The following is a 23,723-nucleotide window of genomic DNA, read 5'->3' as shown; positions in this document are numbered from 1 at the left end:
CGAATTTTGGCCGTTTGGTGCCTCTTTTGGGGGCAGAGCTATAATGCGCAAATCCCCTTTCTTTTCCGTCCTCCGTTATGAGCCGGTTACTTTGCCTGATCGTGCTTTCGCTCGGCCTGATGCAAACCGCAACGGCCGACGAAAACAATGACCGCATGTCCGCGTATCTGACGCAGAAATTCGGTCTGGCAAAGGAAAAGGCTCAAAAGATCTCGGACGCGGTGCAGTCTGCCGCTTCGAAATACTCGCTGCCGCCGGCACTGCTGCTGGCGATCATTTCGATCGAATCCCGCTTCAAGGAAAAGGCCAAGGGCGCCAACGGCGCGACCGGGCTCATGCAGGTGGTGCCGGGCGCTCACCGGGGGATGCTGAGGAACGTCAAGGACCTCACAGAGCCGACCACCAACATCGAAGTGGGCTCGGCGATTCTGTACGGCTACATGCGTTCGGCCAACGGCGACATGAACGCGGCGCTCAAGAGTTACGGCGGATCGCAGGCATACGCGAAGAAGGTGAGCTTGCGCGTCGAAGATTTCGCGGACGCTGCCGGAGCGCAGGACGTCGCGTCGCATCCGGGCGTACAAGCCAGCATGTGCGAAGCCGACCGTTGCCCGGCGCCGGACAACTGGGCCGACGCTTTTACGATACCGCCCGGCAACGCCGCAGCGGCGCTGCCGGGCGCATCGCCTGCCATGCCGCACTGAGCGTCGACTCAGTCGTATTTCTCCTCTTTGTCATATTCCCGCGCTTGAAGGCGTGGAATTGAGCCGTCACGCTGTGTAAGGCGGCGTAGCGCTGCGCGTTTTTTACGCACACCTGGCAACCGCTCTACAATGCATTCCCATTCGAACTCACGCTGCGCCTCCTCCGATCGATCATGTTCCCCTCGTTTTCCAAAGCCACTGCCATCGCGCTTTTCGGCCTGCTGACACTTGCCGCTTGCAGCAGCGCCCCGCAACCGAAATTCCAACAGGAATTGTTCGAAACGGGCGCGAGCCCTTACGCCCGAAATTTCAATTCGAGCGCCACGGATACCTGCGAAGCTGCACGCCGCGCGCTGTTGAGTCAGGGCTATCTGACGACGATGACGCGCACCGATACCGTCGACGGGACGAAAAATTTCCAGCCGACCGGCGATACGCATATCGTCGTCGAGTTTCATGTGGTGTGTACGCCGGGGGAAGAGGCGAACGATACGAGCATCGCTTACGTCAACGCTGTGCAGAATGGCTTTGCGCTGAAGAAAAGCGATACGTCAGCGAGCGTCGGGCTAAGCGTGCTGGGTTCGCTGTCGCTGCCGATCCGCTCGAACAGTGATGCGATGGTCAAAATTTCAAGTGAGACCATCCCGTCGGGCAAGTTTTACGATCGTTTCTTCGGCCTTGTCGATCACTATCTGCAAACGGTGGTGCGCACGCAGCCGGTTGTGAACAACCGCATCGAAACGCGCCTGTTGCCGGTGCCGGTCGAAGCGATGATTCCAGCGCCGCCTCCCGACATGCCTGATGCGATCGAAAAGGCTGCTGCCGTGCAACCTGCAAGCGGACCGGGCGTTGCGCCTTGATACACGTACCGTTGCAGCGGGGTTTTGGCTGATCAAGAGCTGATCAGCCTTTGATCTCATCACGCAGCGGTACTTATCCTATGTCTTTTACTTCATACGTATATGTATGTAGTAATAGTTAACAAGGGTTAACCCCGTCTGTGGATAACTATCAAATCCTCCGTCACATCAACGTCATGCGAAACCCATAACCCTGCGGAACACGACTGTAGAAAAACTACAAAGCTGGGATAACTTTGACAGGGCTTGCCTGGCGGCGCGTCTTATCAAGATTTCGCACACAGGCTGTCCGATGCGCTATCCCGAAGTTATTCATAGGCAATTGTGGATAACTTGCGCATCCGGCCTACGCAGCCGGGTGGCGGCCCGGCTTTTTCGTCGACGACATCCGCTCGCCACCGTACAGACCGCGGTTCCTCGAACGCGCACATTGAAGCTGGAAGGTACAAAGATTGCGTCTATGTTTTTGCAAGCGCAACTGTTGCTATTTAGTCAAAATCATTTCAGCAACGCCCTATCCAGGCATAGAGTTAAAGTGTTTTCTGAAGTTATTGGTGCAGTGCGGGGGTGTGTAATGAAACGCAGAACAGCACGACAATTAGTCCGTCTTCTCTCGGATATCAGACATGCCAGCCACTGCACGACGCTGCGGGCGGCGGCCACTAATCGGGCCATATCTCTCGCATCTTCCGAGCATGATGAGGAAGGCGCCGAAAACGACGAAAGCAACGACACCACACGCGAGGCGAGCCACGACAAGCCGGCCCGGAGCGAATCATGAGAGCCGCAAGCGAACAATCACTGCGTTTTCTGGTCGAGAAATGGCTGGCGCCGGGGCCTTCGGTTCCGGTTCACGTGACCGAATTCAGCCGCACCCGTCTGGGCGGCAGGCGTTATGTACGGGTCGAGACTTCTCAGGAAGGTGGATCGCGCAGTCTCTTTTTCTTTCGACACGACGACGGCTGCTGGTGTGTGTTTCCACCCACCGCTGATACACCTAAACTCTTCGCATTGCCGCGCGCTGCTTAGCGGCCGAAGCAACCACTCGCGCGCCTGGCTAAACCCTCACGCTTCGTGAGGCAATCGATCACGTTCACTCCCGCGTCGCGAGGCTGGCCCCACCTGACACACGATCAAACCCGCGAGCATCAGCGCGCATCCGAATAGCGCGCGCGCCGACAGCGTTTCGCCGAGCACGAGCCACCCGGCGAGCGCGGCGAACACGCCTTCCATACTGAAGATCACAGCAGCATGCGACGGCGCCGCGTACTTTTGTGCAACCACCTGAATCGTATAAGCGACGCCCACCGACAGCGCGCCGCCGTACAGAATCGTCGGCGCGGCGCGCTCGATCACAGCGAGACTGATCGGCTCGGTCACGAGACCGATGGCCAGACACACGAGCCCGCAAGTCACGAACTGCACGAGCGCCAGCATGAGGGTGTCGTGCCGCAGTGCGAAGCGGCCCACCAGCATCATCTGCACGGAAATCACCAACGCGCCGGCCAGCTGATACCAGTCGCCGTACAGGATCGAGAAGTGCTCGTTGACGCTCAGAAAGTACATGCCGATCGCAGCGAGCGTCGCACCGAGCCACGTGCCGAATCCCGTCCGATGACGAAACAGCACGCCGAGCAGGGGCACGAGCACCACATACAACGAACTGATGAAGCCGGCGTTGGCGACCTTCGTGTATTGCAGGCCGATCTGCTGAAACGAAATCGATGCCGACAGAACGACGCCAAGCAGTACACCGGCACCGAGGAGTTCGCGTGCGCCGCCGGGTTCGCGCTTCCATAGTTCAGCCAGTGCGGAGCGCCGCACGCAGACGATCATCGTCAACACGACCAACGCGCCGAGCAGGAAACGCAGTCCGGTAAACAGGAACGGTCCGATCGCATCGAGGCTCAGGCGTTGCGCGACGAATGCGGAGCCCCAGATCATCGCCGCGATCAGCATCAGCAGATTGGCGCGCAGGTGTTGGCGTGTGTCAGGTTTCAAAGGCGGTTCTTCGAATTCGGTTGTTCTAACAAGGCGTCGTGTCAGGCACCGATTCTATCCGCGCGCACGCATGCGGGATACGCCGCGAACATTCGCGAACACTTGAACACAATTGCGCACACATTCCCCCAACTTCAGGACAGACGCGGCGAGGCAGCGTCCCTAGACTGCGGCTTCCGTCCCAAAAAAAGTCCTGATCGTGCGCAAACGCTTCGCTTATCTGTGTGTTCCGCTGTTTGGCCTGAGCTGCTCGTCGATGGCCTATGCCGAGAATTTCTATATGTTCTCGCTGGCCGGCGGCGTGGCGCCGCGCTATCAGGGCAGCCGCGACTACCGTCCGTTCGTCGCGCCGCTGATCGCCGCAGAGTTTAGCAACGGCATATTTCTGAGCGCGACGGACGGCCTCGGCTACAAGCGCACCTTTGCTAACGGCATGTTCGCCTCGGCGGCGCTGAGCTACGACTTCGGTCGTACGGATCGCAATCGAGCCGACTTGCCCGGTTCCGACTACCTGAAGGGCATGGGCCGGATTCCCGGTTCGGTGATGCTGTCCGTGCAGGTCGGGGCGCATCTGTTCGGCCCGTCGACCATCAGCATCACGCTGGACCAGCCGGTGACGAACACGAGTCACGGGACGAGCGGGCACGTCGATCTGACCGTGCCGGTGCTGCAAAGCGTCGACAACGAAATCAGCATCAAAGGCAGCGTGCATGCCGGCAGCGGCCGCTACACGCAGACCTTCTTCGGGGTCACCGATGCGCAGGCGGCCGCGAGCCGTTTTCAGCCCTATGCGGTGAAAGGCGGATTCGACAGCGCGAAGGTGTCGGCCGGATGGACGTACATGTTTTCGCCGCGCTGGTCGGTGCATACCGAAGGCGGCGTGACGCGGCTGCTCGGTGCGTCGGCGAACAGTCCTATCGTGCAATCGAAGAACAACTACTTCGCGATCTCGGCGCTGACGTATCGGTATTGACGCGCGTGTGGATGTGCCTGTTGCTGTTGATTGGTTGTCCGGACCGATGTTTCGACGATCTGACGTCCCCGCAAGGAGCTAGCGATGTTTGTATGGCAAACCCCTTTGTCCAACGCCTGGCAGGACAGCCTGGTATCGTCGGCGCGCGCGCAGGCGATGGGCGTCGACAGTGTGCTGCTGACCGGTGCGACCGGCTTTGTCGGCGGCAATTTGTTGGTGACCCTGATCAACGCCGGCCTGGTCGAACGCATGGTGTGTCTGGTGCGCGGCGTCAGCGTGGCCGACGCGCTCGCGCGACTGCGTGCTTCGGCAGTGCGCTGCGGGCTGCCGCCTTCTCGCGCTCAGCGAATCACTAATGCGAACGTGATGGTCGGCGAGCTCGGTAGCGCGTTTTCGGAAATCGATCTGGCGCGGCTCGGCAAGGCATCGCACGTGATCAACTGTGCGGGGCTCGCATCGTTCTCGACGCATCCCCAGGTGGTCGATACAAATGTGCGCGATACGTTGCGCTTTGTGTCGCGTTTTGTCGGCAGCAAAACGCTACGGCGCTTTCTGCACGTGAGCACCGCGATGGCGTGCGGCACGCAATGTGGCGCGAACGTGCAGGAATCTCCATTCGGCTATGGCGAGACGCGACATCTCGTGCCGTACACGCAAAGCAAACGCGAAGTCGAACGCCTGTTGCGCAGCACGTATCCACGTTTGCCGTTGGTGGTGGTGCGCCCGTCGAGTGTGGTCGGTCACACGGTGCTTGGCACGTTGCCGTCTGCGAGCCTGTTCTGGGTGTTTCGCGTAGTGCACGGCGCTCGGCGCTTTACGGCGCGGGCGATGAACCGCATCGACGTGGTGTCCGCCGACGACTGCGCGCGTGCGCTCGCGCTGCTGGCGGTGAAGCCGTCGCTGGCTTTCGATACGTATCACGTGTCGGCGGGTTCGGAGGCGCCGACCATCGGTCAGATTATCAGCGCCATGGACGAAGCCACCGGCACCTCGGGCAGACGCTATTCGATATGCCGCGTGCGCGACTTCGGCAAGATCGCACGCGAGGTGGTGGGCCGCGACCGCTGCGGCAGCGGCCGCCTGATCGAGCACGCGCTGCGGTTGTACGCCGGTTTCGCGGAACTGGACTACGCGTTTGACAACCGCCGTCTGCGTGACGAGATCGGTTTCGAGCCGCTGCCCTTCACAGACTACGTGAGCGAATGTGTGCGGACCTCGCGCGGGGTGGGGATCGCCGAGCAGATGCGTTGGGACTTCAAATGAGCCTTTAGTCGCGTGCATCCCGAGCTACTCGCGCGATAATCGCGCAACGGCCAGGCGGCTCAAAACATCACTGACCTGCCGGGCAGGCCGACTTTCAGGCAGACGCAATGGACGAGAAAGACTGGATCGCCGGCGCCGCGAAGGCGCTGGCGATCATCGAAGCATTCGACGAAGAGCATGCGCGCATGACGCCGACTATGGTGGCCGCCCGAGCAGGGCTTTCGCGCACGGCGGCGCGCCGCTATCTGCTGACGCTGCGCGAACTGGGCTACGTGGATACCGACGGCAAGCTGTTCTGGCTCGCGCCACGCGTATTGCGGCTCGGTCAGTCGTATCTGGATTCAGCGCGCTTGCCGCGCACCGTGCAGCCGTTTCTTCAGCGCATCACCGCGACGGTGCAGGAAACCGCGCTGGTCGCGATTCTCGACGAACACGACGTGGTCTACGTTGCGCGCAACGGCGTCAACCGGGCGATGGCGGTCGGTTTCGTGCTCGGCTCGCGAGCGAGCGCGCCGCTCTCGTCGGCGGGTTTGATCCTGCTGGCCTTCCAGCCACCGGAAAGCATCGAACAGTGGCTAGCGTCCTATCCGATCAAGGTATTCACGCCACATACGTATTCGACCACGGAGCGCTTGCGCGAAGTCCTGGGCGAAATCCGCCGCGATGGTTATGTTGTTACCGATCAACAACTGGAGTTGGGCATGCGCGGTGTCGCGGTGCCATTGCGTGACCGGCATGGCTCGGTCGTGGCGGCGATCAGCGTGAGCATGCCGATCGGCCAGGAATCGGCGAATGCCGCGCTGCATCGGGTGCTGCCGACCCTTCAGGAAACCGCCAGTTTGCTGCGGAATCTGGTCTAGAAGCAGGCCTAGGTAATCTCCCTGATATGGCATGCTTAATGAGTGAAAGCATATCGAAAGCAAGCTGTCTCGTGGAAAATACATATCGAGTTTTGCGCATGACAAACCGCCTACGCTGCGTAATACTCTCCCGCGGGGAGCGGTAAGGCGCCTCAAGCCTTGTCTGCTTCACCGTTCTGCTATTTCATTCACATTGACTCAGTCGTCCAGGTTTGGGGAACAACACATGAAAAAATTCATCGTCTCGCTCGCAGCCGCATCGATCGCGCTGGTCTCCGTTCAAGCTTTCGCACAGGCATCGGACGCAGCAGCGCCGGCCGCTGCAGCTAGCGCGCCGAAGAAGCACCACATCAAGAAGCTGAAGACGCACGGCAAGCGCGCTCCGGTTTCGGCAGCAGCTTCGGCAGCCGGCACGAACGACAAGGGCGCGGCAAACTAAGCTCACGCTTGGTTTCGCTGGGCGAACCCTGCCGGCTCTCCTGTACGCGCCGCTAGTCGGCGAGTGCAGCGCAGTTCCGGTTAAATGTCGCCAGCAAAAAGGCCAGAGCTTCTGCTCTGGCCTTTTTGTATTGGACGGCGGTTTGGGCGGTGTTTAGCCCGCGAGGCCGCGCTTGATGACCTCGTTCAGCAGCCCGGACATGCCTTCCGGATGCGTGACGGCCCGCGCTTTCAGTTCTGTGACCAGGTCGCCATTCAGCTTGCAGGCGAACGCGACGAGGCCCTGCGCCTGATCGAGCTTGCGCTGTTCGCGGCGATCGAGCTTCGGGTCGGCGGCAGCAGGTTTGCCAAAGCGGTCGGCGGTCGAAAGTTTCATTGCGCTGTTCAGCTTGAGCGCCTTGTTCTTCTCAAGGTCGGTTTTTTTCATCGCCATACGGAAGGCCTCTGCCAGATAAGTAATCCCGCATTGTACGCATCGCGCCGCGCGTCGAGCGAGCGGCGGCGATTCCGGACCTGAGCGGCGTTGGCGCGGTGCTCAGGCCTCATGGAGTCCGAGCCGTTGAGTGGTGTTCAAATCGGCGGTTCCGGCGCGCCGGCCACACTGTCCATCAGCGCACGCATGCGTTGCCAGTGCGTGCCTTCCCAGAACACGCGTCGGCACACGTCGCAGGTGACGAACTGGTTATGCCGTTCCAGCACGCCATCTGGCGCCCGGTCGCCGACTTCATCTTTGGCGATACGCCGCAGCGGCGCATTGCACATCAGACACAAACGGAACGGCTGCGCGCTGCCGGCCAGATCGAGCCGTTCAAACACTTCTCGCAATTGCTCACGCGGCCGCAGTGTGCGTACGTAGCAGCCGTGCGTGATGGTGCGGCGTTTTAATAGCTCCCGATCGCGCGTCAGCACGATGCGCTGTTGTGCTGCTGCGAGCGCTTCGATATCGGCGTCGGGATAGTGGTTGTCGTACAGCGTGTCGAAGCCAGCGAGCCGCAGCAGTGGTGCGAGACCGCCCAGATGCGCATCGGCAATGAAGCGCACCACGCGCAGCGGATGTTCGCGTACGCGCAATAGCGGCTGGATGTCGAGCGCTTCAAACTTCGGATAAACGGCGATGCGATCGCCGTCGGCGAGCGGATGATTGAAACCGACCGACTCACCGTTCACCAGAATCAGTTCGACCTCGGTATGCGGCACGCCGAGCACTTCGATCATATGTTTCGCGGTCGCGCCGTGCACGCAGACATGACTGAACGCGCGCCGGCGCAAGGGCCGGGCGAGAAAATCGTTCAGCTCCTCATAGAAGCGGAATGTCGCGGTGACCATCGCATCAGTATCGCACCGTGTTTAATTGCGCGCTGTCCTGCACGTGTCGCATGGGTGTGCTTTACTTCCAGTTCTTTAGAAGACGGAGCGACAGATGGACATCGGTTTTATCGGTCTCGGCGAGATGGGTGCCGCGATGGTTGCAAACATTTTGAAAGCCGGACATCAGGTGCGCGTGTGGAACCGCTCGCCGGAACGCGCGCAGCCGCTCGCCGACGCGGGTGCGCGGATCGTCGCGACGCCGGCTGAAGCGTTTGCGGGCGACGCCGTGTTCTCGATGCTCGCCGACGATGCCGCGCTGCGCGAAGTCATCACCGCGTCGCTGCTGGAACACGCCCAGCGTGGCCTGATCCACGTGAACATGGCGACGATCTCAGTGGCGCTCGCTGAGGAGCTGGCGACGGCGCACGCATCGCGCGGCATCCATTACGTTGCTGCACCGGTGATGGGGCGCCCCGACGTCGCGGCAGCGGGCAAGCTGACGATCGTGGCAGGCGGCCCGGCCGAGTCGATCGACCGCGTGCAGCCGATTTTCGACGCGATCGGCCAGAAAACCTGGCGCATCGGTTCGCTGCCGCAACAGGCGAACGTGATGAAACTCGCGGCTAACTTCATGTTGGGCGCAGCTGTCGAGACGCTCGGCGAGGCGGCCACGCTCGTGACCGGCCACGGCCTTGCGATGCAGGATTTCCTCGACGTCATCACGAGCGGCCTGTTCCCGGGACCGGTCTATTCGGGCTACGGCAAACTGATCGCGGAGCAGCGCTACGAGCCGGCCCTGTTCAAGGCGCGCCTCGGACTGAAGGACCTGCGCCTCGCGCTGGCGGCCGCTGATGCGGTCAACACGCCGCTGCCGATTGCGAGTGTGGTGCGTGACAGCCTGATCGAAGCGGTAGCGCATGGCGACGGCGAGAAGGACTTCGCGGTGCTGGGGCAGGTGGCGGCGCGGCGGGCAGGGCGCTGAGCAGGTGCTTGGGCCGTCGCTCCTGAAGGCGCGCCCCGCATCCATTGTTGAGCCTGTGCTCGGCAGTTGGGCCGAGCGCGCTTCGCCGCAAGGAGCGGCGCCTGCGTGCCGGGATGCGCGCGATGGGGCGTCGCCACGGATTTGCACGGGCGGGCATAATAGCCGTCCGATTCCAATTCGCCTTGATCCCAATGAGTCTCCATACCTGGTGGCTGTTCGCCGTCACTGTTTTCGTCGTTTCCGCGATTCCCGGTCCGAACATGCTGCTGGTGATGACGCACGGCGCCCAGCACGGGCTGCGCCGTTCCAGCGCGACCATGGCTGGCTGCCTGTCGGCGCTGGTGCTGATGCTGGCGGTGTCGGCAGCCGGCCTCGGCGTCTTTCTCGCGGCGTGGCCGACGATGTTCAACGCATTGCGGATGATCGGCGCGGCCTACCTCGTTTATCTGGGCATCAAGGCGTGGCGGGCACCGGCTGACGAAGGCGCTGCCGGCGCGGTCGATGAACTTTCCGCCAAACCCGCGCGCTCGCGCCTCGTGCTGTTTCGCAACGGCTTCCTGGTGGCGAGCAGCAACCCGAAGGCCATCCTGTTCGCCGCCGCGCTGCTGCCCCAATTCATCGACGCTGCGCAGCCGAAGCTGCCGCAGTTCGGCGTGCTCGTCGCGACTTTTGCGGTCATCGAGGTGAGCTGGTACCTGGTGTACGCCGGTTTCGGCACGCGGATCGGCGCCAGGCTGAAGAGCCGCAGCGTCGCGAGGATGTTCAATCGTCTGACGGGCGGCGTGTTCGTCGGTTTCGGCGCGATGATGGCACTGGTGCGGCATTAGGCGAGCGATCGCGGCAGGTGCGCGGCACTCAGCGCCGCTCGCTCGCAAAACGTTGCAAGGATTGTTGTGCTTATACAACGCAGAGGGTCAACCCTAATTTGTATGTTGCGACGCACCAAACCATTTGCTATAGTTTGTCTTGTCTCCTCCATGTCTCCTCTGATATGGATTCAGCCCGCCGGCTTAGGCGGGCTTTTTTTTGCCCTGAATTTCCCGCGTCCTCCAGAAAAGACAAAGCCGGCTGACCCCTCTGCGGGGCCCGCCGGCTTTGTCATATCTACGTCGAACTCAGAACTTGTAGGACACGGCCAGGAACGAAATGATCGGATCGGCTTTCAGCTCCGCCTTCGAGACACCCAATTCCGTGCCGTCCGCCGCCTTGATGATGACCGACGAGGTGGTCTTCAGCGGAATGTACGTGACCGATGCCACGAGGCCCCAGTGGTCGGTGATGTTGTACGAGAGCCCCGCATTGAACACCGGCTGCCAGGACGAGGACGCCTTCGCCGACACCTGCGTCTGTCCGGGCTTGCCCGCGCCGGCTGCCAGCACCGAGCCGAGATTGTTCTGCGTCGCGGTCACGAAGTTCGGGCTCAGCTGAACGTCGGAGAACCAGTTATACGACACGCCGATACCCACGAACGGCCTGAAATGGGCCGTCGGCGCATTGAAGTAATACTGGAACAGCAGCGCCGGGCTCCACTGGCGCACACTCTTTACGATCGGATTGGCCTGCGGATCGCCCAGATCCTGCTGACCGAGTGCGCCTGCCGGTCCCGGCGGCTTGACGGTGCCGTGCCCGTAGAGCTTGAAAACCGGCGGCACGCCGGCCACCGTCGATACGGCGATGTGATCGGTGAGGTAGTGGCTGAACACGAGGCCGACGGTATTGGCACTGCTGGTCGACAACCCCGTGCCGGCAGACGTGAACGAGCTCGGCAGACGCAGCGGTGTATTGATCGGCGTCGGGGCGACGTTGGTGGTCAGCGGCGTGCTCGAATCCTGCGGCATGACGTGGAACCAGCCGAGCACGGCGACGTTATCGCCCGCGTGTTGCGCGTGCGCACTGGCCGACAGGCAGATGGCCAGTAGCGCGAAATAGATTTTTTTCATGTTGTTCCTCCTGAGGCGCGCGTTGCGTTCGTCGCGCGCGGCGAGCGACGGCGGCCTGGCGGCCCAACCGGTGCGCTGGATACTGGGTGGACGCCGGCTGCCGCGCTTTTGCTGTGCGCAGCAGCCGGGACGCGAACGCCTCGCTGCGTGTCGGCGGCGCGTGCTGCGTCCATTACTGGACGAAGGCGCCGATCGTGAAGTACGGCGAGGCCGCGTTGGTCAGATCGAGGTAGCCGAACACGCCACCCGTGAAGATCATCTTTCCGGTCGGCGTGGTACCCGTCGAGGCGCCCACTTGCGTCGTCGTGACAACACCCGGCACGGTCTGCGTGAAGGCCAGATTCAGCGCCGTCGCAAGCGATGCCTGCGATGCATTGAACGGATCGAGCAGCGTGGCCTCGGTGCCTTCGAGCGCCGTGGTGCGATAGTCGAACTGGCTATCCACACCGATGTACTCACCGTTTTGCGAGTTCACCGCGATCGAGGTTTGCGGCGACAGAATCGAGATGCCCGATTCGTCGTCCGCGTACGGACCGAGTTCGCCATTCACCGGCGTCGTCACTGACGAGTTCGCCGCGCCAGTTCGCACCAGGATCGGCACCACCTGATTGCGCAGCTTGCCGACGATCATGTAGCCGCGCGCCTTCGGCGTGGTGGCGAGCGTTGGTTTGGCCTGGCCTACGAACTTGTCGGTTTCGAATGCGCCGCTGCCGTCCGACGACTGCACGAAGTTCGTACCCGGCTGCTGGCACGAGCCCGCGTTGACACCGGAGTTGTCGCACTCGGTCCACGTGCCGTCCGCATTGATCGTGATCTTCGTATCGACCGCGACCGGCGCGAAGTTCTGCGAAGGAACCTGGTGATAGCCGAGCTGGTTGTAGGTGCCGACCACGTTCGCAAGGTTCGTTTCAATCGACGAGAAACCGATGAACGGGTAGTACGGGAACGTGGTGTCGGGTACCGCGCCTACGCCGAGAATCCCGCCGAACGAAATTTCGGCACCCGGGATCGTGCCGCCTGCCACGCCTTCGCCAACGAAAATACGCGCCGGACGATTCGGGTCGAGACTGGCGCCGTTCAGGCGGAAGGCGCACTGGTTGAGCTTCTGCGTCGGCAGCAGGGTTTCCTGGGTCAGCGTGCCGCTTGCGCTCTGGCCGGCGCGCGTCGGTGCGACGGTGCCGGTGGTCGCCGGGATCGGCGATTCGATGTAGTTGATCTGCCAGGTCATCTTGGTCGTGTCCAACTGCAGCTTGACCAGTTCGCCGTCACCGCCGCCGCCGGTGAACACCGTGCCGTAGTCGAGCGAAGAAGGACACAGGCGAACTTCCGTCACCGGTCCATCTCCGTTACCGCCGCCACCACCACTGCACGCCCCCAGCAACGGTGCTGCAAGAGCGAGCACCGAAAGGATTCTCCATTTCATACCGCCTCCAGAATTTTCTCGTTGTGTGTGGCCGGCTCCCAGTCCAGCCACCTATTGCTCTATTTATGTCTCGTGTTGCGAACTACCGGTCCTTCGTTCGTTACTTGCTGATCTGCGCTCCGATGCCGAAGTAGGGGGCGCTCGAAGCAGTGCCGCTGAGTTGCGAGGTCGGCGCCACGCCGCCGTTCACCGTGCCCTGAATCTCGATCGCGTACAGTCCGCCGGAGGCGATCGCGAAGCCGGTTCCGTTCGGGTGCTGGACACCGATCAGTCCGGGGCTCGACAGACCGTAGCTGAGGCCAAAGTGGTCTTCCGCTGCGGACGTCGACGGGTTGATGAAGGAGCCCACACCTCCCTGAATCAACGTAGCGGTCGATTTGAAGTTCGAATCCGCGCCAACGTAGCCGCCGTCGAAGCCTCCGGATGCGAGCGGCGTGGCTGCGGCGAGCATGGCGATGCCGGATTCGTCGTCGACCTTGGCATCGAGATGCAGCGGCGCCGTGCCGAGATTCACGAGACCCGTGCGGACAACGAGCGGCACCGTTGCGCCGTTGATCTGGCCGAGAATCATGTGCGCCGGAGCCACGGAACCGCTAGTCCCAGTAGGCAGCGTCAGTTGAGTCCCGATCTGCGGCGTATTTTGACTGTCGAAGTAGCCGCTGCTGTTGAGTGTCCAGGCGGTGCCGGTCGTCAGGCAGCCACTTGCACTCGGATGAAACGCTGCGTTGGCCGCATTGGAGCCGGTGCAGTTGCCGCTCGCGTCGAAAGTCTCAACCGTGTTGGTGGCTGTTGCCGCATAAGAGCCCGACGGCACGAGATGGTAGAGAAGGCCGTTGTAGGTGCCAGGCAACTTCGTGATGTCCGTCGTCGTGGCGGCAAACCCGAGGAACGGATAGAAATCGAAATGCCGCGCGGGAACGGCGCCGATGTTCTCGAGGCCGGGCAACGGGGCAATAGTCAGGCCGTCGTACTCGACGTTCGCGCCCGGGATTCCGCCGCCGGCCACGCCCAGACCGACGAGGATCATCGGCGGGTTGGGGTTGTTGGTGAAATCGGGTGTTGTGTAGGGCTGACCATCTCCGACGCCGGTGCCTGTGCCCGCGCCGAGGATGAAAGCGCAGCGTGTCTGTTCGGCGGTCGGCAGTGCGCCGGTCGGCGGGTGGATCACCGCGCCCGTGATCTGCGTGCCCGCGCGTGTCGGCGTGACCTGACCTGTGCGCAACGGAATCGGCGACTCGAGCCACTTCAGCGTGTACGTCATGGCCGTCGCATCGATGTTCACCTGCACCACCTCGCCGCTACCCGCGCCACCCAGGAACGTGGTCTTCACGATGTCAGCAGTGGCCGGACATAACGCGGTCGTACCAGCGTTCGAAGTCGGCGGACCTTGCACGCCGCAGCTCGATCCCGAGCATTGCGGTGCGCTGATCGTGCCGGGATTGTCCGCCTTGCCACCGCCGCAGGCGATGAGAAATGGGGCCGTGGCAATGGCCATCGCCAGGCCTCGAGTAATGGCGTGCGACATACTGCTGTCTCCCTTCCTGTAATTGTGCGAACTAATTTCGCTGCGCGATTAATGCCTGTCAATTGAATGAGCCGTCTAAAAAGACCGATTCAAACAGCGAAATGTTTGCCGGGTGCATGCCATGTGGGACCTGGCAGCCCTTTTAAACAAAAAACGATTTTTGGGTTCAGCAGCGACATCGTTGCTTCGCGGCACACCCTTACCAGGCAAGCGTTGCAGCAAAATGGCTCTATGATCTTCGAACGACCGTTCGACAAAAAATCCGGAGTTTCCCTATGCGGCAAACTATGCTGTGCGGGTCAATTCAGGGAATGAATTACCGGGAGTTGGTGAGCATTCCGATTTTTCTTTTTAAAGTAATGCGGGCTACTACTGATTAACTTTAAAAGAGGGATTCTGAGTGCAGGTTTTTAAAACAAAAAAAGCCGGTCTGTTAAGACCGGCTTTTTTGTGGATTGACGGCGAATTGCCGTCCGTATCGCGAACCTGTTTAGCGTTTTAAGCCAGCCTCTTCGTTGGCGCCGATCGCGAGGTTCATGCACTGGATTGCCGCGCCCGATGCACCCTTGCCCAGGTTATCGAGGCGCGCGACCGTCACGAAGCGCTCTTCATTGCCGAACACGAACAGGTCGACACGGTTGGTGTCGTTGTTCGCCTGTACGTCGAAGAAGCCGCTGTCGAGGTTTGCTTCCGCGTCGAACGGCGCGACGTTCACGAATGCCTCACCCGCGTAGTACTCGGCGAACAGCGCCTGTACGTCTTGCGGTGTGGCCTTCTTGGCCAACTGGCTCGGCGAGAAGAACGTGGTGACCGCGAGACCCTTGTAGAAGTCGCCGACGATCGGCGTGAACACCGGCGCCGACTTCAGGCCCGTATGCGCAGCCATTTCCGGCAGATGCTTGTGCGTGAGGCCGAGTGCGTAAGGGCGCGGGCTCTTGAGCTTGTCGTTACCGCCGGCTTCGTAGTCGGCGATCATCTTCTTGCCGCCACCGCTATAACCGGTGATCGAGTAAGCGTGCGCAGCGAACTCCGGCGCCACGACGCCTGCTTTGACGAGCGGACGCATGGCCAGCACGAAGGCCGATGCATGGCAGCCCGGCACGGCGATGCGTTTCGCCGTGCGCAGACGCTCGCGCTGCGAGTGGGCCAGTTCGGGCAGACCGTAGGCCCAGTCTGCCGAGGTGCGGAAGGCGGTGCTGGCATCGATCAGCACGGTGTGGTCGTTCTCGACCAGCGAGGCCGACTCGCGCGAGGCGACATCCGGCAGGCACAGGAACGTGACGTCCGATGCGTTGATGAGACGACGGCGTTCTTCGAGGTCTTTGCGCTTCGCTTCTTCGATACGCAGGACCTCTACGTCGGCGCGTTGCGACAGGTATTCGAAAATCTTCAGGCCGGTCGTGCCTTCCTGTCCGTCGACAAAAACTTTCGTGCTCATCTCGATCTCACTGGCTTGCTGGAAACGGGGCGCGACACCGCGCTGGAACGCTATTTTAAGACCTGATAGCGGTGGGTGTGCGAAACGGGGTGAAAAAACGACGATGCGCGCCGAAAGTGACATCGGCGTGACCGGTTACGTGACAGATGCAAGCCGATGCTGGTGGGTTCGAGGCAGATTGGCGGCGCTTGTTGGGCGCGGCACCTTGTCAAGCGCGACGCCTGCCTCGAGCGCGCGAGGCAGGGCCGAGGCTTCCCGGCGCGAGCCTTCGTACGCTGCGTTATCGAACCCCCGCGTTCCACCGCGCCGTCACGTCCGCGACGCGCTTGCCGAACATCCGGGCCGTTTCCAGATCTCCGGCAGGCGGCGCTTCTTCCGGTGACGCATCCGCCGGGGACTGCGCCAGCAGGCCGGTAAAGCCGCCCACGTAGTTCAGGTCGTTGCGGGTCGCCGCCTTGGTGTTCGACGGCATCATGCCGGTGCCCACCCAGATCATGCTGTGTTGCATTGCCAGCGTGACGAAGTACTGGATCGTCGAAAACTTGTCGCCGTTCATGGTCGCCGAGTTGGTGAAGCCGGCCGCGATCTTGTCCTTCCACGTCTGGCCGAACCACGGTTTCGAACTCGCGTCGGCGAATTTCTTGAAGTCGGCGGACGGGCCGCCCATGTAGGTCGGCGCGCCAAAGATGATGGCGTCGGCGGCGGCCAGCTCTGTCCAGGCCGCGTCGTCGATCTCGCCGACCGGCATGAGTTTCGCGTCCGCGCCAGCTTCGAGCGTGCCGGCCAGCACGGCTTCGGCGACTTTCTTCGTGTGGCCGTAGCCGCTGTGATAAACGATGACGATTTTCGACATAACACTCTCCGATAAGATGAAAAAGCAGAGGTAAGTACGGCAACTGTGCGCGCATGTAGCGACGCGACATCGACAAGCATCGTCTGCGCCGCCCTGTTGCACATTAGCGTGCGCGGATGACAGAAATTCCGCGGCGGCAGCAATGCGATGCGAGCCGTGCACCCATCGCTGTGTCGACCCAAGGCGCGACTTGTCCGAGCTTGGCACTCGGCTCCGTGTGAGTCGCGTTTCGGCCCGCAGGCGATGCAGTTCGAATCAGATGTAGACGGCTGCAGCTATCGCCCGTAGCTCACCACCATCCGCGCGCTGCCAAGCGTGGCGGTGCCGATCTCGTGATCGAACATGAGCGCCGGGCGTCCTTGAGCGAGGCGCAGGTCCGCGGTGCTCAGCGCATAGACGGTGACGATATAGCGATGAGGTTTGCCGGGTGGCGGGCAGGGGCCACCGTAGCCGTCGATATCGAAGTCGTTGCGTGCTTCGACCGCGCCGAGTTTCTTCAGGAAGCCCGACGAGCTGGCGTTTTCCGGCAAGCTGTCGACGGTGGACGGAATGGCCGCCACGGCCCAGTGCCACCAGCCGCGGCCGGGCGCATCCTGGTCGAACACCGTGACCGCGAAGCTGCGCGTACCGGCCGGCGCATCGTGCCATGTCAATTGCGGCGAGCGATTGCCGCCCTTGCAGTCGTCCTGATCGAAAACCTGAGCCGCGTCCACGGTACCGCCCGCGCGGAAGCTGGTGCTGGTCAGCGTGAACATACCCTCGGCGAATGCGTCAGGACCATGCGCCGCGAATAGCGCGAGCCCCAGCATCGCGCAGGTGAGGGACGGCATACGACGGAATGGCGAAGCAAGCGAAACAACCAGGCAACGCGAGCGCATGTGCCGGTTCTCCTGTCAGGGCGCGAGGCGGTTGTCCTCGCGAGGATTATTGTCCCTATTTTGTGCCCCAGGGTCGAATCAAGTCTAACATTCGCTTTGCGACGGATCATTGTTGCTGCCGGCGGGCTTGGAGGATGCGAAATCGGCTATAGTCGGAGGAATTATTCGCGCGAATATAGGCGCGTGCCCGATCAGTTCAAGTACCAAGAATAGAAAGGCATGTCAGAAGTTTTGGAGAGTGGTTTATCTGTCGAGGGGAGGGCAATGCAAGATCCAGTCAGGGTCGTGGTCGCCGACGACCATCCGGTGATTCTGTTCGGCGCCGAACAAGCTTTGCTCAAGTTTCCAGGCCTGCAGGTCGTCGCGCGCGCGCGACAGTCAACCGAACTGGTGAAGGTGCTGCAAACCGTTGCGTGCGATGTGCTCGTCACGGATCTGGCCATGCCAGGCGGCCAATATGGTGACGGTTTGCCGTTGATCGGCTATCTGCGCCGCAATTTTCCCGACCTTCCCATCGTTGTGCTGACGATGCTGGAAAACGCCGCGTTGCTCAAACGCTTGAGCGAGCTCGGCGTGACTTCGGTCGTCAATAAATCTGACGATCTGAGTCACATTGGGCTCGCGGTGCAGCACGTCAGCCGTAACCTGGAATACATGAGCCCGTCGGTCAAGGCGTCGCTCGATACGCTGCGCATGAATGCCGGCGGCAAGAACGAAGATGTAATGCTGTCGCGGCGCGAACTCGAGGTGGTGCGCCTGTTCGTGTCCGGCATGACGATCAAGGAGATTGCGGAGCAACTCAATCGCAGCATCAAGACGATCAGCACGCAGAAGAACACGGCGATGCGCAAGCTCGGCATCGATCGCGATTCGGAGTTGTTCCAGTACGCGCAGAGCAACGGCTTGCTGAATCTCTCGTCGCATTCGGTCGACAATACCGGGAACGCATCCTAATCGCGCTCAACCCTTCGCCCGGCTGGGCGAGATCAATGAAAAAAGGCCGCCTGTCTCATTCGACAGGCGGCCTTTTCATTCCATCCGGATCAAGCAGTTGCGCTTACTGCGGCGTCGCGTTGGCGCCGCCGTGTGCCGCGGACCATTCGGCCGGCGCGTGCAGGAATTTTTCCACTTCGTCGAGCGTTTTGGTGTCGAAGTAATTGTTGGCCTTGGCGATCCGCAGCACGTCCCACCACGTGGCAAGCGCGTGCAGATCGACGTCGATGTCTTTCAGCACCGACACGCTTTCCTTGAAAATGTTGTAGTGGAACAGCACGAAGCAATGGTTCACCGTCGCGCCAGCAGTGCGCAGCGCGTTGATAAAGTTGATCTTGCTGCGGCTGTCCGTGGTCAAGTCTTCGACCAGCAGGACGCGTTGACCCTCGGTCAGCAAACCTTCGATCTGCGCGTTGCGGCCGAAACCCTTCGGCTTCTTGCGCACGTATTGCATCGGCACCATCAGGCGGTCGGACAGCCATGCCGCGAACGGGATGCCGGCGGTTTCGCCACCGGCGACCGCGTCGATCTGCTCATAGCCGACGTCGCGCAGGATGGTGGCTTCGGCCATTTCCATCAGGCCACGACGCACGCGCGGATACGAGATCAGCTTGCGGCAGTCGATATAAACCGGGCTCGCCCAGCCGGACGTGAAAATGTACGGTTTCTCCGCGTTGAAGTGCACTGCTTGCACTTCCAGCAGCATCTTGGCGGTCGTGTCGGAGATCGTCTGGCGATCGAAGCCTGTCATGGGCGGATCCTTGGGTGTGAGCGAGGAGAAGCGGGCGCGAGGCCCGGTGGCGCAGCAAACTGGGTATACCGCGCCATGATGGGCGGTGCCTTGATAGGCAAATACGCAACTGGTCAGTGGAGTGCAGGCCAGTTTTTGCTGCGCGCGTAGCCCGACATTTTACCCGAAACGGGCCTTCCCTAGGAGGCCGTCGTGCGTGCCGGCAGCGAATGACGGTCATAACGGCCGCACTGAACAGGGCTTGCGTGGTTCGTCCAGAGCCGTATTGCTGCTGCTTTCCGGGCTGTTTTTCGGCCTGCTTTTTGGCCTGCTTTTTGGCCTCCTTGTGAGCGGCCTGGCGCGCCTTTACACTCACGCGAATTTGCTGAGCGGCCTCGCAGGGTTGCCGCCTCCATGTCCTACGGAATGCTTTCAATGACTGCCGCTTCTTCTGCCACCGAGACCCGTGAAACTGCCAGGAGCGGCTATGCCGGTCGGGCGCTGATCGCCTCGGTGCTCGGTTATGCAATGGACGGCTTCGATCTGCTGATCCTCGGTTTCATGTTGCCGGTGATTGCCGCAGATCTGCATCTGAGTTCCGCGCAAGCCGGTTCGCTCGTGACGTGGACGCTGATCGGCGCGGTGGCCGGCGGCCTGATTTTCGGCGTGTTGAGCGACTATTACGGCCGCGTGCGGATGTTGACGTGGACGATTCTGATCTTCGCCGTCTTCACCGGACTGTGCGCGCTGGCGCAGGGTTATACCGACCTGCTGGCTTATCGCACGATTGCAGGGATTGGTCTCGGCGGCGAGTTCGGCATCGGCATGACGCTGGTGGCCGAGGCGTGGCCGGCGTCGCAGCGGGCGCGTGTGTCCTCCTATGTCGGGCTGGGATGGCAACTCGGGGTGCTCGCGGCCGCGTTGTTGACGCCGCTCCTGCTGCCGGTGATCGGCTGGCGCGGCATGTTCGCGCTTGGATTGCTGCCTGCCGTGGTGTCGTTTTTCGTGCGGCGCCGCGTCGAGGAGCCGGCGCTGTTTACCGCGCGCGTCGCACGTGGAATGCGCAAGCTGCCGCTCAGATTGCTAGTGGCCGATGGACGCACCGCGCGCGCCAGCATCGGTGTCGCGATTCTCTGTTCGGTACAAAACTTCGGCTATTACGGTCTGATGATCTGGCTTCCGAGCTATTTGTCGAAGACGTTCGGCTATTCGCTGACCAGGTCCGGCGTGTGGACCGCCGTGACGGTTCTCGGCATGGCGTGCGGCATCTGGCTGTTCGGCATGGCCGCCGACCGTCTCGGCCGCAAGCCGACGTTCCTCTTCTACCAGGTGGGCGCGGTGGTGATGGTATTCGTGTACGCCCATCTGAGCACGCCGATGGCGCTGCTGATCGGCGGCGCGGCGATGGGCGTGTTCGTCAACGGGATGATCGGAGGCTATGGTGCGCTGATCTCCGAGCTTTATCCGACCGATGCACGCGCCACCGCGCAGAACGTGCTGTTCAACGTCGGCCGGGCGGTTGGAGGTTTTGGGCCAGTGGTCGTAGGCGCATTGGCCGCACGCTATTCGTTCAGCGCCGCGCTCGCTTTGCTCGCGTCGATCTATCTGCTCGACATCTTCGCAACCCTCTTTCTGATCCCCGAGCGACGCGGCGCCGAGCTCGAATGATATGTGCGTGACTCGCGTCTGATCCATGCTTGACCAGGACATGCGGCACGTGCGGCCATCCGTTCGATGACCACTGGATGCGGCGCTGCAGCATTGCTGGCCGGTGTTTCGCCGATGGCGAGCCATGTTAACCACTCAGTGTATCGACGCATTCGGGGTGTACACTAACCGACCCGCGTAGCACTCCGCACCGTCTTGCCCCCCGCCGAGGTTCGACGCCGCGCCCAACCGGCGCATGCGAAAACCGCCGCAGTCGATTATCCCTTCGATAGACGTACGCGACGCCAACGGTGCAGTGTGCCGGGCCCAATTACTTACGTCTCGCAGGCTAAAAAATGGACGAACAACTTAAGCAAAGCGCTCTCGCCTACCACCAGTTTCCGAAGCCCGGCAAGATTTCGGTCACGCCCACCAAGCCACTGTCGAATCAGCTCGACTTGTCGCTCGCGTACTCACCGGGCGTCGCCGCGGCCTGCATGGCGATCTACGAAGACCCGCTCGACGCGCAGAAGTACACCTCGCGCGGCAACCTCGTCGGCGTGATCACGAACGGTACGGCCGTGCTCGGTCTCGGCAATATCGGCCCGCTCGCCGCGAAGCCGGTGATGGAGGGCAAGGGTTGCCTGTTCAAGAAGTTCGCCGGCATCGACGTGTTCGACATCGAGCTTAGCGAGTCCGACCCGGACAAGCTGGTCGAAGCGATCGCGATGCTCGAGCCTACGTTGGGCGGTATCAATCTCGAAGACATCAAGGCGCCTGAGTGCTTCTACATCGAAAAGAAGCTGCGCGAGCGCATGAAGATTCCGGTCTTCCACGACGATCAGCACGGCACCGCGATCATCGCTTCGGCGGCAATCCTGAACGGCCTGAAAGTGGTCGGCAAGAAGCTCGACGAAGTGAAGCTGGTGTGTTCGGGCGCGGGCGCAGCGGCCATCGCGTGTCTGGATCTGCTGGTGAATCTGGGCTTGTCGAAAAAGAACGTGCTGGTCACGGACTCGAAGGGTGTGATCTACGAAGGCCGCGGCAATCTGGATCCGTCGAAGGAACGTTACGCGGCGAACACCGAAGCGCGCACATTGGCTGACGCGATTCGCGGCGCTGACGTGTTCCTCGGCTGCTCGAGCGCCGGCGTGCTGAAGCCGGAAATGGTCGTCGAAATGGGCACCCAGCCGTTGATTCTGGCGCTGGCGAATCCGGAACCGGAAATTCGCCCGGAAGAAGCAAAGAAGGTACGCCCGGACTGCATTATCGCAACGGGCCGTTCGGACTACCCGAACCAGGTCAACAACGTGCTGTGCTTCCCGTTCATCTTCCGCGGCGCGCTGGATGTCGGCGCAACCACGATCACGGAAGAAATGAAGCTCGCGTGCGTGCGCGCGATTGCGGAGCTGGCAGAAGAAACCGACCAGGGCGATGAAGTCGCCAAGGCGTACGAAGGCCACTCGCTCGAATTCGGCCCGGAATACCTGATTCCGAAGCCGTTCGATCCGCGCCTGATCATCAAGATTGCGCCGGCTGTCGCGCAAGCCGCGATGGATTCGGGCGTCGCGACCCGTCCGATCAAGGACATGGACGCGTACCGCGAAGAACTCGGCACCACCGTGTACCGCACCGGCATGGTGATGCGTCCGGTGTTCGCGGCAGCGAAGTCGGAGCCGGCTCGTATCGTGTTCGCCGAAGGTGAAGACGAGCGCGTGCTGCGCGCCGCGCAATTCGTGCTGCTGGAAAAGATTGCCAAGCCGATCCTGGTCGGCCGTCCGTCAGTGATCGAGATGCGTCTGAAGAAGATGGGCTCGAAGCTGAAGTGCGGCGAGGACTTCGAGGTTGTCGATCCGGAAGACGATCCGCGCTATCAGCAATGCTGGCAGGCGTATCACGAACTCGGCGCGCGCGAAGGCGTAACGCCGGACGTCGCGAAGGCCGCGATGCGTAAGTTCAACACGCTGATCGGCGCGATCCTCGTGCGCCTTGGCCAGGCCGACGGCATGATCTGCGGGATGATCGGCCAGTACCACGCGCATCTGAAGTTCATCGAACAGGTGCTGGGTAAGGCAGACAACGTGCAGAACTTCGCTGCAATGAACCTGCTGATGTTGCCGGGCCGCAATCTGTTCATCTGCGACACGTACGTGAACGAAACGCCGACCGCCGAACAGCTCGCCGACATGACGATGCTGGCCTCGCGCGAAATCGAAAAATTTGGCATCACGCCGAAGGTGGCGTTGCTGTCGAATTCGAACTTCGGTAGCGCACCGTCTTCGTCGTCGCAACGTATGGCCGCAGCTCGCAAGTTGATCGCTGAACGTGCGCCTTCGCTCGAGATCGACGGTGAGATGCACGGCGACGCGGCGCTGTCGGAAGCAGTCCGCAAGGCCGCGTTCCCGGGCACGACACTGACCGGCGAAGCGAACCTGCTGATCATGCCGAACGTGGAAGCGGCAAACATCACGTACAACCTGCTGAAGATGATCGGCGGCGAAGGCGTGACGGTCGGTCCGTTCCTGCTGGGCGCGGAAAAGCCGGTGCACATCCTGACGCCGGCCGCGACCGTGCGCCGGATCATCAACATGACGGCGGTGGCTTCGGCAAACGCACGCAAGGGGTGAGCGCGCAGTCATGCGGATAGGTTGATGGTTGAAGTGACGCCGCGCGTATTGCGGCGTTTGCGGCAAGCCTGTGAGAACGCCACGGAAGTCGATTCCGTGGCGTTTTTTTATGTGCGGATTCTTATGCTGATGGTCGTTGGTCTGAGAAATTCTTATGGCGCTAAGCGAGCATTTAAGAATGCTCCTATTCGATTCGCTGTGACACTTTTGTAAAGTTACTTCTGAAGCGCGGCACATCGCGATGGCAACGGAACAGTCGGCTGGTCAATCCTTTGCGTCT

23 protein-coding genes are annotated in these 23,723 nt (G+C 61.6%); 13 read left to right on the top strand and 10 right to left on the bottom strand.

The annotated features are described in order from the left end of the window. Positions 1-77: 77 nt before the first annotated feature. The 3 genes from PQQ86_RS18500 to PQQ86_RS18490 all read left to right on the top strand — a co-directional run bounded on the left by PQQ86_RS18500 (position 78) and on the right by PQQ86_RS18490 (position 2,593). Positions 78-704: a lytic transglycosylase domain-containing protein gene (locus tag PQQ86_RS18500; RefSeq protein WP_408269421.1), complete on the top strand. Its 627-nt coding sequence runs from the start codon at positions 78-80 to the stop codon at positions 702-704. Between the two features lie 173 nt (positions 705-877). After that, a complete protein-coding gene (locus PQQ86_RS18495; RefSeq protein WP_408269418.1) occupies positions 878-1,564 on the top strand; it encodes a DUF2242 domain-containing protein in 687 nt (228 codons plus the stop codon). 777 nt (positions 1,565-2,341) lie between these two features. Further along, positions 2,342-2,593: a hypothetical protein gene (locus PQQ86_RS18490; protein ID WP_408269415.1), complete on the top strand. Its 252-nt coding sequence runs from the start codon at positions 2,342-2,344 to the stop codon at positions 2,591-2,593. A 36-nt stretch (positions 2,594-2,629) separates the two neighbouring features. On the opposite strand, the gene PQQ86_RS18485 is transcribed toward PQQ86_RS18490, so the two are convergent. Continuing rightward, the gene (locus PQQ86_RS18485) at positions 2,630-3,565 is read right to left on the bottom strand and encodes a DMT family transporter (protein ID WP_408269412.1); all 936 of its coding nucleotides are present in this window, start codon (positions 3,563-3,565) and stop codon (positions 2,630-2,632) included. A gap of 256 nt (positions 3,566-3,821) precedes the next feature. On the opposite strand from PQQ86_RS18485, the gene PQQ86_RS18480 reads away from it, so the two are divergent. The 4 genes from PQQ86_RS18480 (at position 3,822) to PQQ86_RS18465 (ending at position 7,100) form a co-directional block, all read left to right on the top strand. Then, the gene (locus PQQ86_RS18480; protein ID WP_408270346.1) at positions 3,822-4,538 is read left to right on the top strand and encodes a MipA/OmpV family protein; all 717 of its coding nucleotides are present in this window, start codon (positions 3,822-3,824) and stop codon (positions 4,536-4,538) included. 84 nt (positions 4,539-4,622) lie between these two features. Then, on the top strand, positions 4,623-5,801 hold the full coding sequence (locus PQQ86_RS18475) for an SDR family oxidoreductase (RefSeq protein WP_408269409.1): 1,179 nt from the start codon (positions 4,623-4,625) through the stop codon (positions 5,799-5,801). 107 nt (positions 5,802-5,908) lie between these two features. Next, positions 5,909-6,661, top strand: a complete 753-nt coding sequence (locus tag PQQ86_RS18470; RefSeq protein WP_097390619.1) for an IclR family transcriptional regulator domain-containing protein — start codon at positions 5,909-5,911, stop codon at positions 6,659-6,661. Positions 6,662-6,887: 226 nt separating this feature from the next. Then, positions 6,888-7,100, top strand: a complete 213-nt coding sequence (locus PQQ86_RS18465; protein ID WP_054040885.1) for a hypothetical protein — start codon at positions 6,888-6,890, stop codon at positions 7,098-7,100. Positions 7,101-7,253: 153 nt separating this feature from the next. Here the strand turns inward: PQQ86_RS18465 and PQQ86_RS18460 are convergent, their stop codons facing one another. Then, positions 7,254-7,532, bottom strand: coding sequence for a hypothetical protein (locus PQQ86_RS18460; protein ID WP_408269405.1), 279 nt, complete (start codon positions 7,530-7,532; stop codon positions 7,254-7,256). A 137-nt stretch (positions 7,533-7,669) separates the two neighbouring features. After that, positions 7,670-8,425, bottom strand: a complete 756-nt coding sequence (locus PQQ86_RS18455) for a Mut7-C RNAse domain-containing protein (RefSeq protein WP_408269403.1) — start codon at positions 8,423-8,425, stop codon at positions 7,670-7,672. Between the two features lie 94 nt (positions 8,426-8,519). On the opposite strand from PQQ86_RS18455, the gene PQQ86_RS18450 reads away from it, so the two are divergent. Both PQQ86_RS18450 and PQQ86_RS18445 read left to right on the top strand, forming a co-directional pair. Beyond that, positions 8,520-9,389 (top strand): NAD(P)-dependent oxidoreductase, encoded by an 870-nt coding sequence (locus PQQ86_RS18450; protein WP_408269400.1) that lies wholly within the window; start codon positions 8,520-8,522, stop codon positions 9,387-9,389. A gap of 191 nt (positions 9,390-9,580) precedes the next feature. Beyond that, on the top strand, positions 9,581-10,216 hold the full coding sequence (locus tag PQQ86_RS18445) for a LysE family translocator (RefSeq protein WP_408269397.1): 636 nt from the start codon (positions 9,581-9,583) through the stop codon (positions 10,214-10,216). Between the two features lie 288 nt (positions 10,217-10,504). Here PQQ86_RS18445 and PQQ86_RS18440 read toward each other — a convergent pair whose 3' ends face one another. From PQQ86_RS18440 to PQQ86_RS18415, 6 genes are all read right to left on the bottom strand, one after another. After that, the gene (locus PQQ86_RS18440; RefSeq protein ID WP_093641061.1) at positions 10,505-11,329 is read right to left on the bottom strand and encodes an OmpW/AlkL family protein; all 825 of its coding nucleotides are present in this window, start codon (positions 11,327-11,329) and stop codon (positions 10,505-10,507) included. 172 nt (positions 11,330-11,501) lie between these two features. Beyond that, the gene (locus PQQ86_RS18435) at positions 11,502-12,752 is read right to left on the bottom strand and encodes a DUF2957 domain-containing protein (RefSeq protein WP_408269393.1); all 1,251 of its coding nucleotides are present in this window, start codon (positions 12,750-12,752) and stop codon (positions 11,502-11,504) included. Positions 12,753-12,852: 100 nt separating this feature from the next. Further along, a complete protein-coding gene (locus tag PQQ86_RS18430; RefSeq protein WP_408269390.1) occupies positions 12,853-14,277 on the bottom strand; it encodes a DUF2957 domain-containing protein in 1,425 nt (474 codons plus the stop codon). A gap of 490 nt (positions 14,278-14,767) precedes the next feature. After that, a complete protein-coding gene (gene argC / locus PQQ86_RS18425; RefSeq protein WP_408269388.1) occupies positions 14,768-15,715 on the bottom strand; it encodes an N-acetyl-gamma-glutamyl-phosphate reductase in 948 nt (315 codons plus the stop codon). A 280-nt stretch (positions 15,716-15,995) separates the two neighbouring features. Continuing rightward, a complete protein-coding gene (locus PQQ86_RS18420) occupies positions 15,996-16,568 on the bottom strand; it encodes a flavodoxin family protein (protein ID WP_171928499.1) in 573 nt (190 codons plus the stop codon). Between the two features lie 275 nt (positions 16,569-16,843). Continuing rightward, positions 16,844-17,446, bottom strand: a complete 603-nt coding sequence (locus PQQ86_RS18415; protein ID WP_408269384.1) for a YbhB/YbcL family Raf kinase inhibitor-like protein — start codon at positions 17,444-17,446, stop codon at positions 16,844-16,846. A gap of 264 nt (positions 17,447-17,710) precedes the next feature. Between PQQ86_RS18415 and PQQ86_RS18410 the strand changes: the two genes are divergently transcribed. Further along, positions 17,711-18,400 (top strand): response regulator, encoded by a 690-nt coding sequence (locus PQQ86_RS18410; protein ID WP_408269381.1) that lies wholly within the window; start codon positions 17,711-17,713, stop codon positions 18,398-18,400. 103 nt (positions 18,401-18,503) lie between these two features. On the opposite strand, the gene PQQ86_RS18405 is transcribed toward PQQ86_RS18410, so the two are convergent. Beyond that, entirely contained in the window at positions 18,504-19,190 is a 687-nt protein-coding gene (locus PQQ86_RS18405; RefSeq protein ID WP_408269378.1) for an orotate phosphoribosyltransferase, read from the bottom strand. A 414-nt stretch (positions 19,191-19,604) separates the two neighbouring features. Here PQQ86_RS18405 and PQQ86_RS18400 point away from each other — a divergent pair, with 414 nt between their 5' ends. The 3 genes from PQQ86_RS18400 to PQQ86_RS18390 all read left to right on the top strand — a co-directional run bounded on the left by PQQ86_RS18400 (position 19,605) and on the right by PQQ86_RS18390 (position 23,656). After that, positions 19,605-20,837: an MFS transporter gene (locus PQQ86_RS18400; protein WP_408269375.1), complete on the top strand. Its 1,233-nt coding sequence runs from the start codon at positions 19,605-19,607 to the stop codon at positions 20,835-20,837. Positions 20,838-21,172: 335 nt separating this feature from the next. Beyond that, complete coding sequence (locus PQQ86_RS18395) at positions 21,173-23,443, top strand: NADP-dependent malic enzyme (protein ID WP_175053929.1); 2,271 nt, start codon at positions 21,173-21,175, stop codon at positions 23,441-23,443. Between the two features lie 24 nt (positions 23,444-23,467). Beyond that, entirely contained in the window at positions 23,468-23,656 is a 189-nt protein-coding gene (locus PQQ86_RS18390) for a hypothetical protein (RefSeq protein ID WP_408269371.1), read from the top strand. Positions 23,657-23,723: the final 67 nt, after the last annotated feature.

Source organism: Paraburkholderia sediminicola, assembly GCF_046026675.1.
Taxonomy (GTDB): Bacteria; Pseudomonadota; Gammaproteobacteria; order Burkholderiales; family Burkholderiaceae; genus Paraburkholderia; species Paraburkholderia sediminicola_F.
The sequence above is the reverse complement of the archived record's forward strand: the minus strand, read 5'-3'. Positions and strand labels throughout refer to the sequence as shown.

Coding starts and splice junctions, on each gene's coding strand:
- PQQ86_RS18500 (WP_408269421.1), top strand. CDS start 78: ATGAGCCGGTTACTTTGCCTGATCGTGCTTTCGCTCGGCCTGATGCAA.
- PQQ86_RS18495 (WP_408269418.1), top strand. CDS start 878: ATGTTCCCCTCGTTTTCCAAAGCCACTGCCATCGCGCTTTTCGGCCTG.
- PQQ86_RS18490 (WP_408269415.1), top strand. CDS start 2,342: ATGAGAGCCGCAAGCGAACAATCACTGCGTTTTCTGGTCGAGAAATGG.
- PQQ86_RS18480 (WP_408270346.1), top strand. CDS start 3,822: ATGGCCTATGCCGAGAATTTCTATATGTTCTCGCTGGCCGGCGGCGTG.
- PQQ86_RS18475 (WP_408269409.1), top strand. CDS start 4,623: ATGTTTGTATGGCAAACCCCTTTGTCCAACGCCTGGCAGGACAGCCTG.
- PQQ86_RS18470 (WP_097390619.1), top strand. CDS start 5,909: ATGGACGAGAAAGACTGGATCGCCGGCGCCGCGAAGGCGCTGGCGATC.
- PQQ86_RS18465 (WP_054040885.1), top strand. CDS start 6,888: ATGAAAAAATTCATCGTCTCGCTCGCAGCCGCATCGATCGCGCTGGTC.
- PQQ86_RS18460 (WP_408269405.1), bottom strand. CDS start 7,532: ATGGCGATGAAAAAAACCGACCTTGAGAAGAACAAGGCGCTCAAGCTG.
- PQQ86_RS18455 (WP_408269403.1), bottom strand. CDS start 8,425: ATGGTCACCGCGACATTCCGCTTCTATGAGGAGCTGAACGATTTTCTC.
- PQQ86_RS18450 (WP_408269400.1), top strand. CDS start 8,520: ATGGACATCGGTTTTATCGGTCTCGGCGAGATGGGTGCCGCGATGGTT.
- PQQ86_RS18445 (WP_408269397.1), top strand. CDS start 9,581: ATGAGTCTCCATACCTGGTGGCTGTTCGCCGTCACTGTTTTCGTCGTT.
- PQQ86_RS18440 (WP_093641061.1), bottom strand. CDS start 11,329: ATGAAAAAAATCTATTTCGCGCTACTGGCCATCTGCCTGTCGGCCAGT.
- PQQ86_RS18435 (WP_408269393.1), bottom strand. CDS start 12,752: ATGAAATGGAGAATCCTTTCGGTGCTCGCTCTTGCAGCACCGTTGCTG.
- PQQ86_RS18430 (WP_408269390.1), bottom strand. CDS start 14,277: ATGTCGCACGCCATTACTCGAGGCCTGGCGATGGCCATTGCCACGGCC.
- argC (WP_408269388.1), bottom strand. CDS start 15,715: ATGAGCACGAAAGTTTTTGTCGACGGACAGGAAGGCACGACCGGCCTG.
- PQQ86_RS18420 (WP_171928499.1), bottom strand. CDS start 16,568: ATGTCGAAAATCGTCATCGTTTATCACAGCGGCTACGGCCACACGAAG.
- PQQ86_RS18415 (WP_408269384.1), bottom strand. CDS start 17,446: ATGCGCTCGCGTTGCCTGGTTGTTTCGCTTGCTTCGCCATTCCGTCGT.
- PQQ86_RS18410 (WP_408269381.1), top strand. CDS start 17,711: ATGCAAGATCCAGTCAGGGTCGTGGTCGCCGACGACCATCCGGTGATT.
- PQQ86_RS18405 (WP_408269378.1), bottom strand. CDS start 19,190: ATGACAGGCTTCGATCGCCAGACGATCTCCGACACGACCGCCAAGATG.
- PQQ86_RS18400 (WP_408269375.1), top strand. CDS start 19,605: ATGACTGCCGCTTCTTCTGCCACCGAGACCCGTGAAACTGCCAGGAGC.
- PQQ86_RS18395 (WP_175053929.1), top strand. CDS start 21,173: ATGGACGAACAACTTAAGCAAAGCGCTCTCGCCTACCACCAGTTTCCG.
- PQQ86_RS18390 (WP_408269371.1), top strand. CDS start 23,468: ATGGTTGAAGTGACGCCGCGCGTATTGCGGCGTTTGCGGCAAGCCTGT.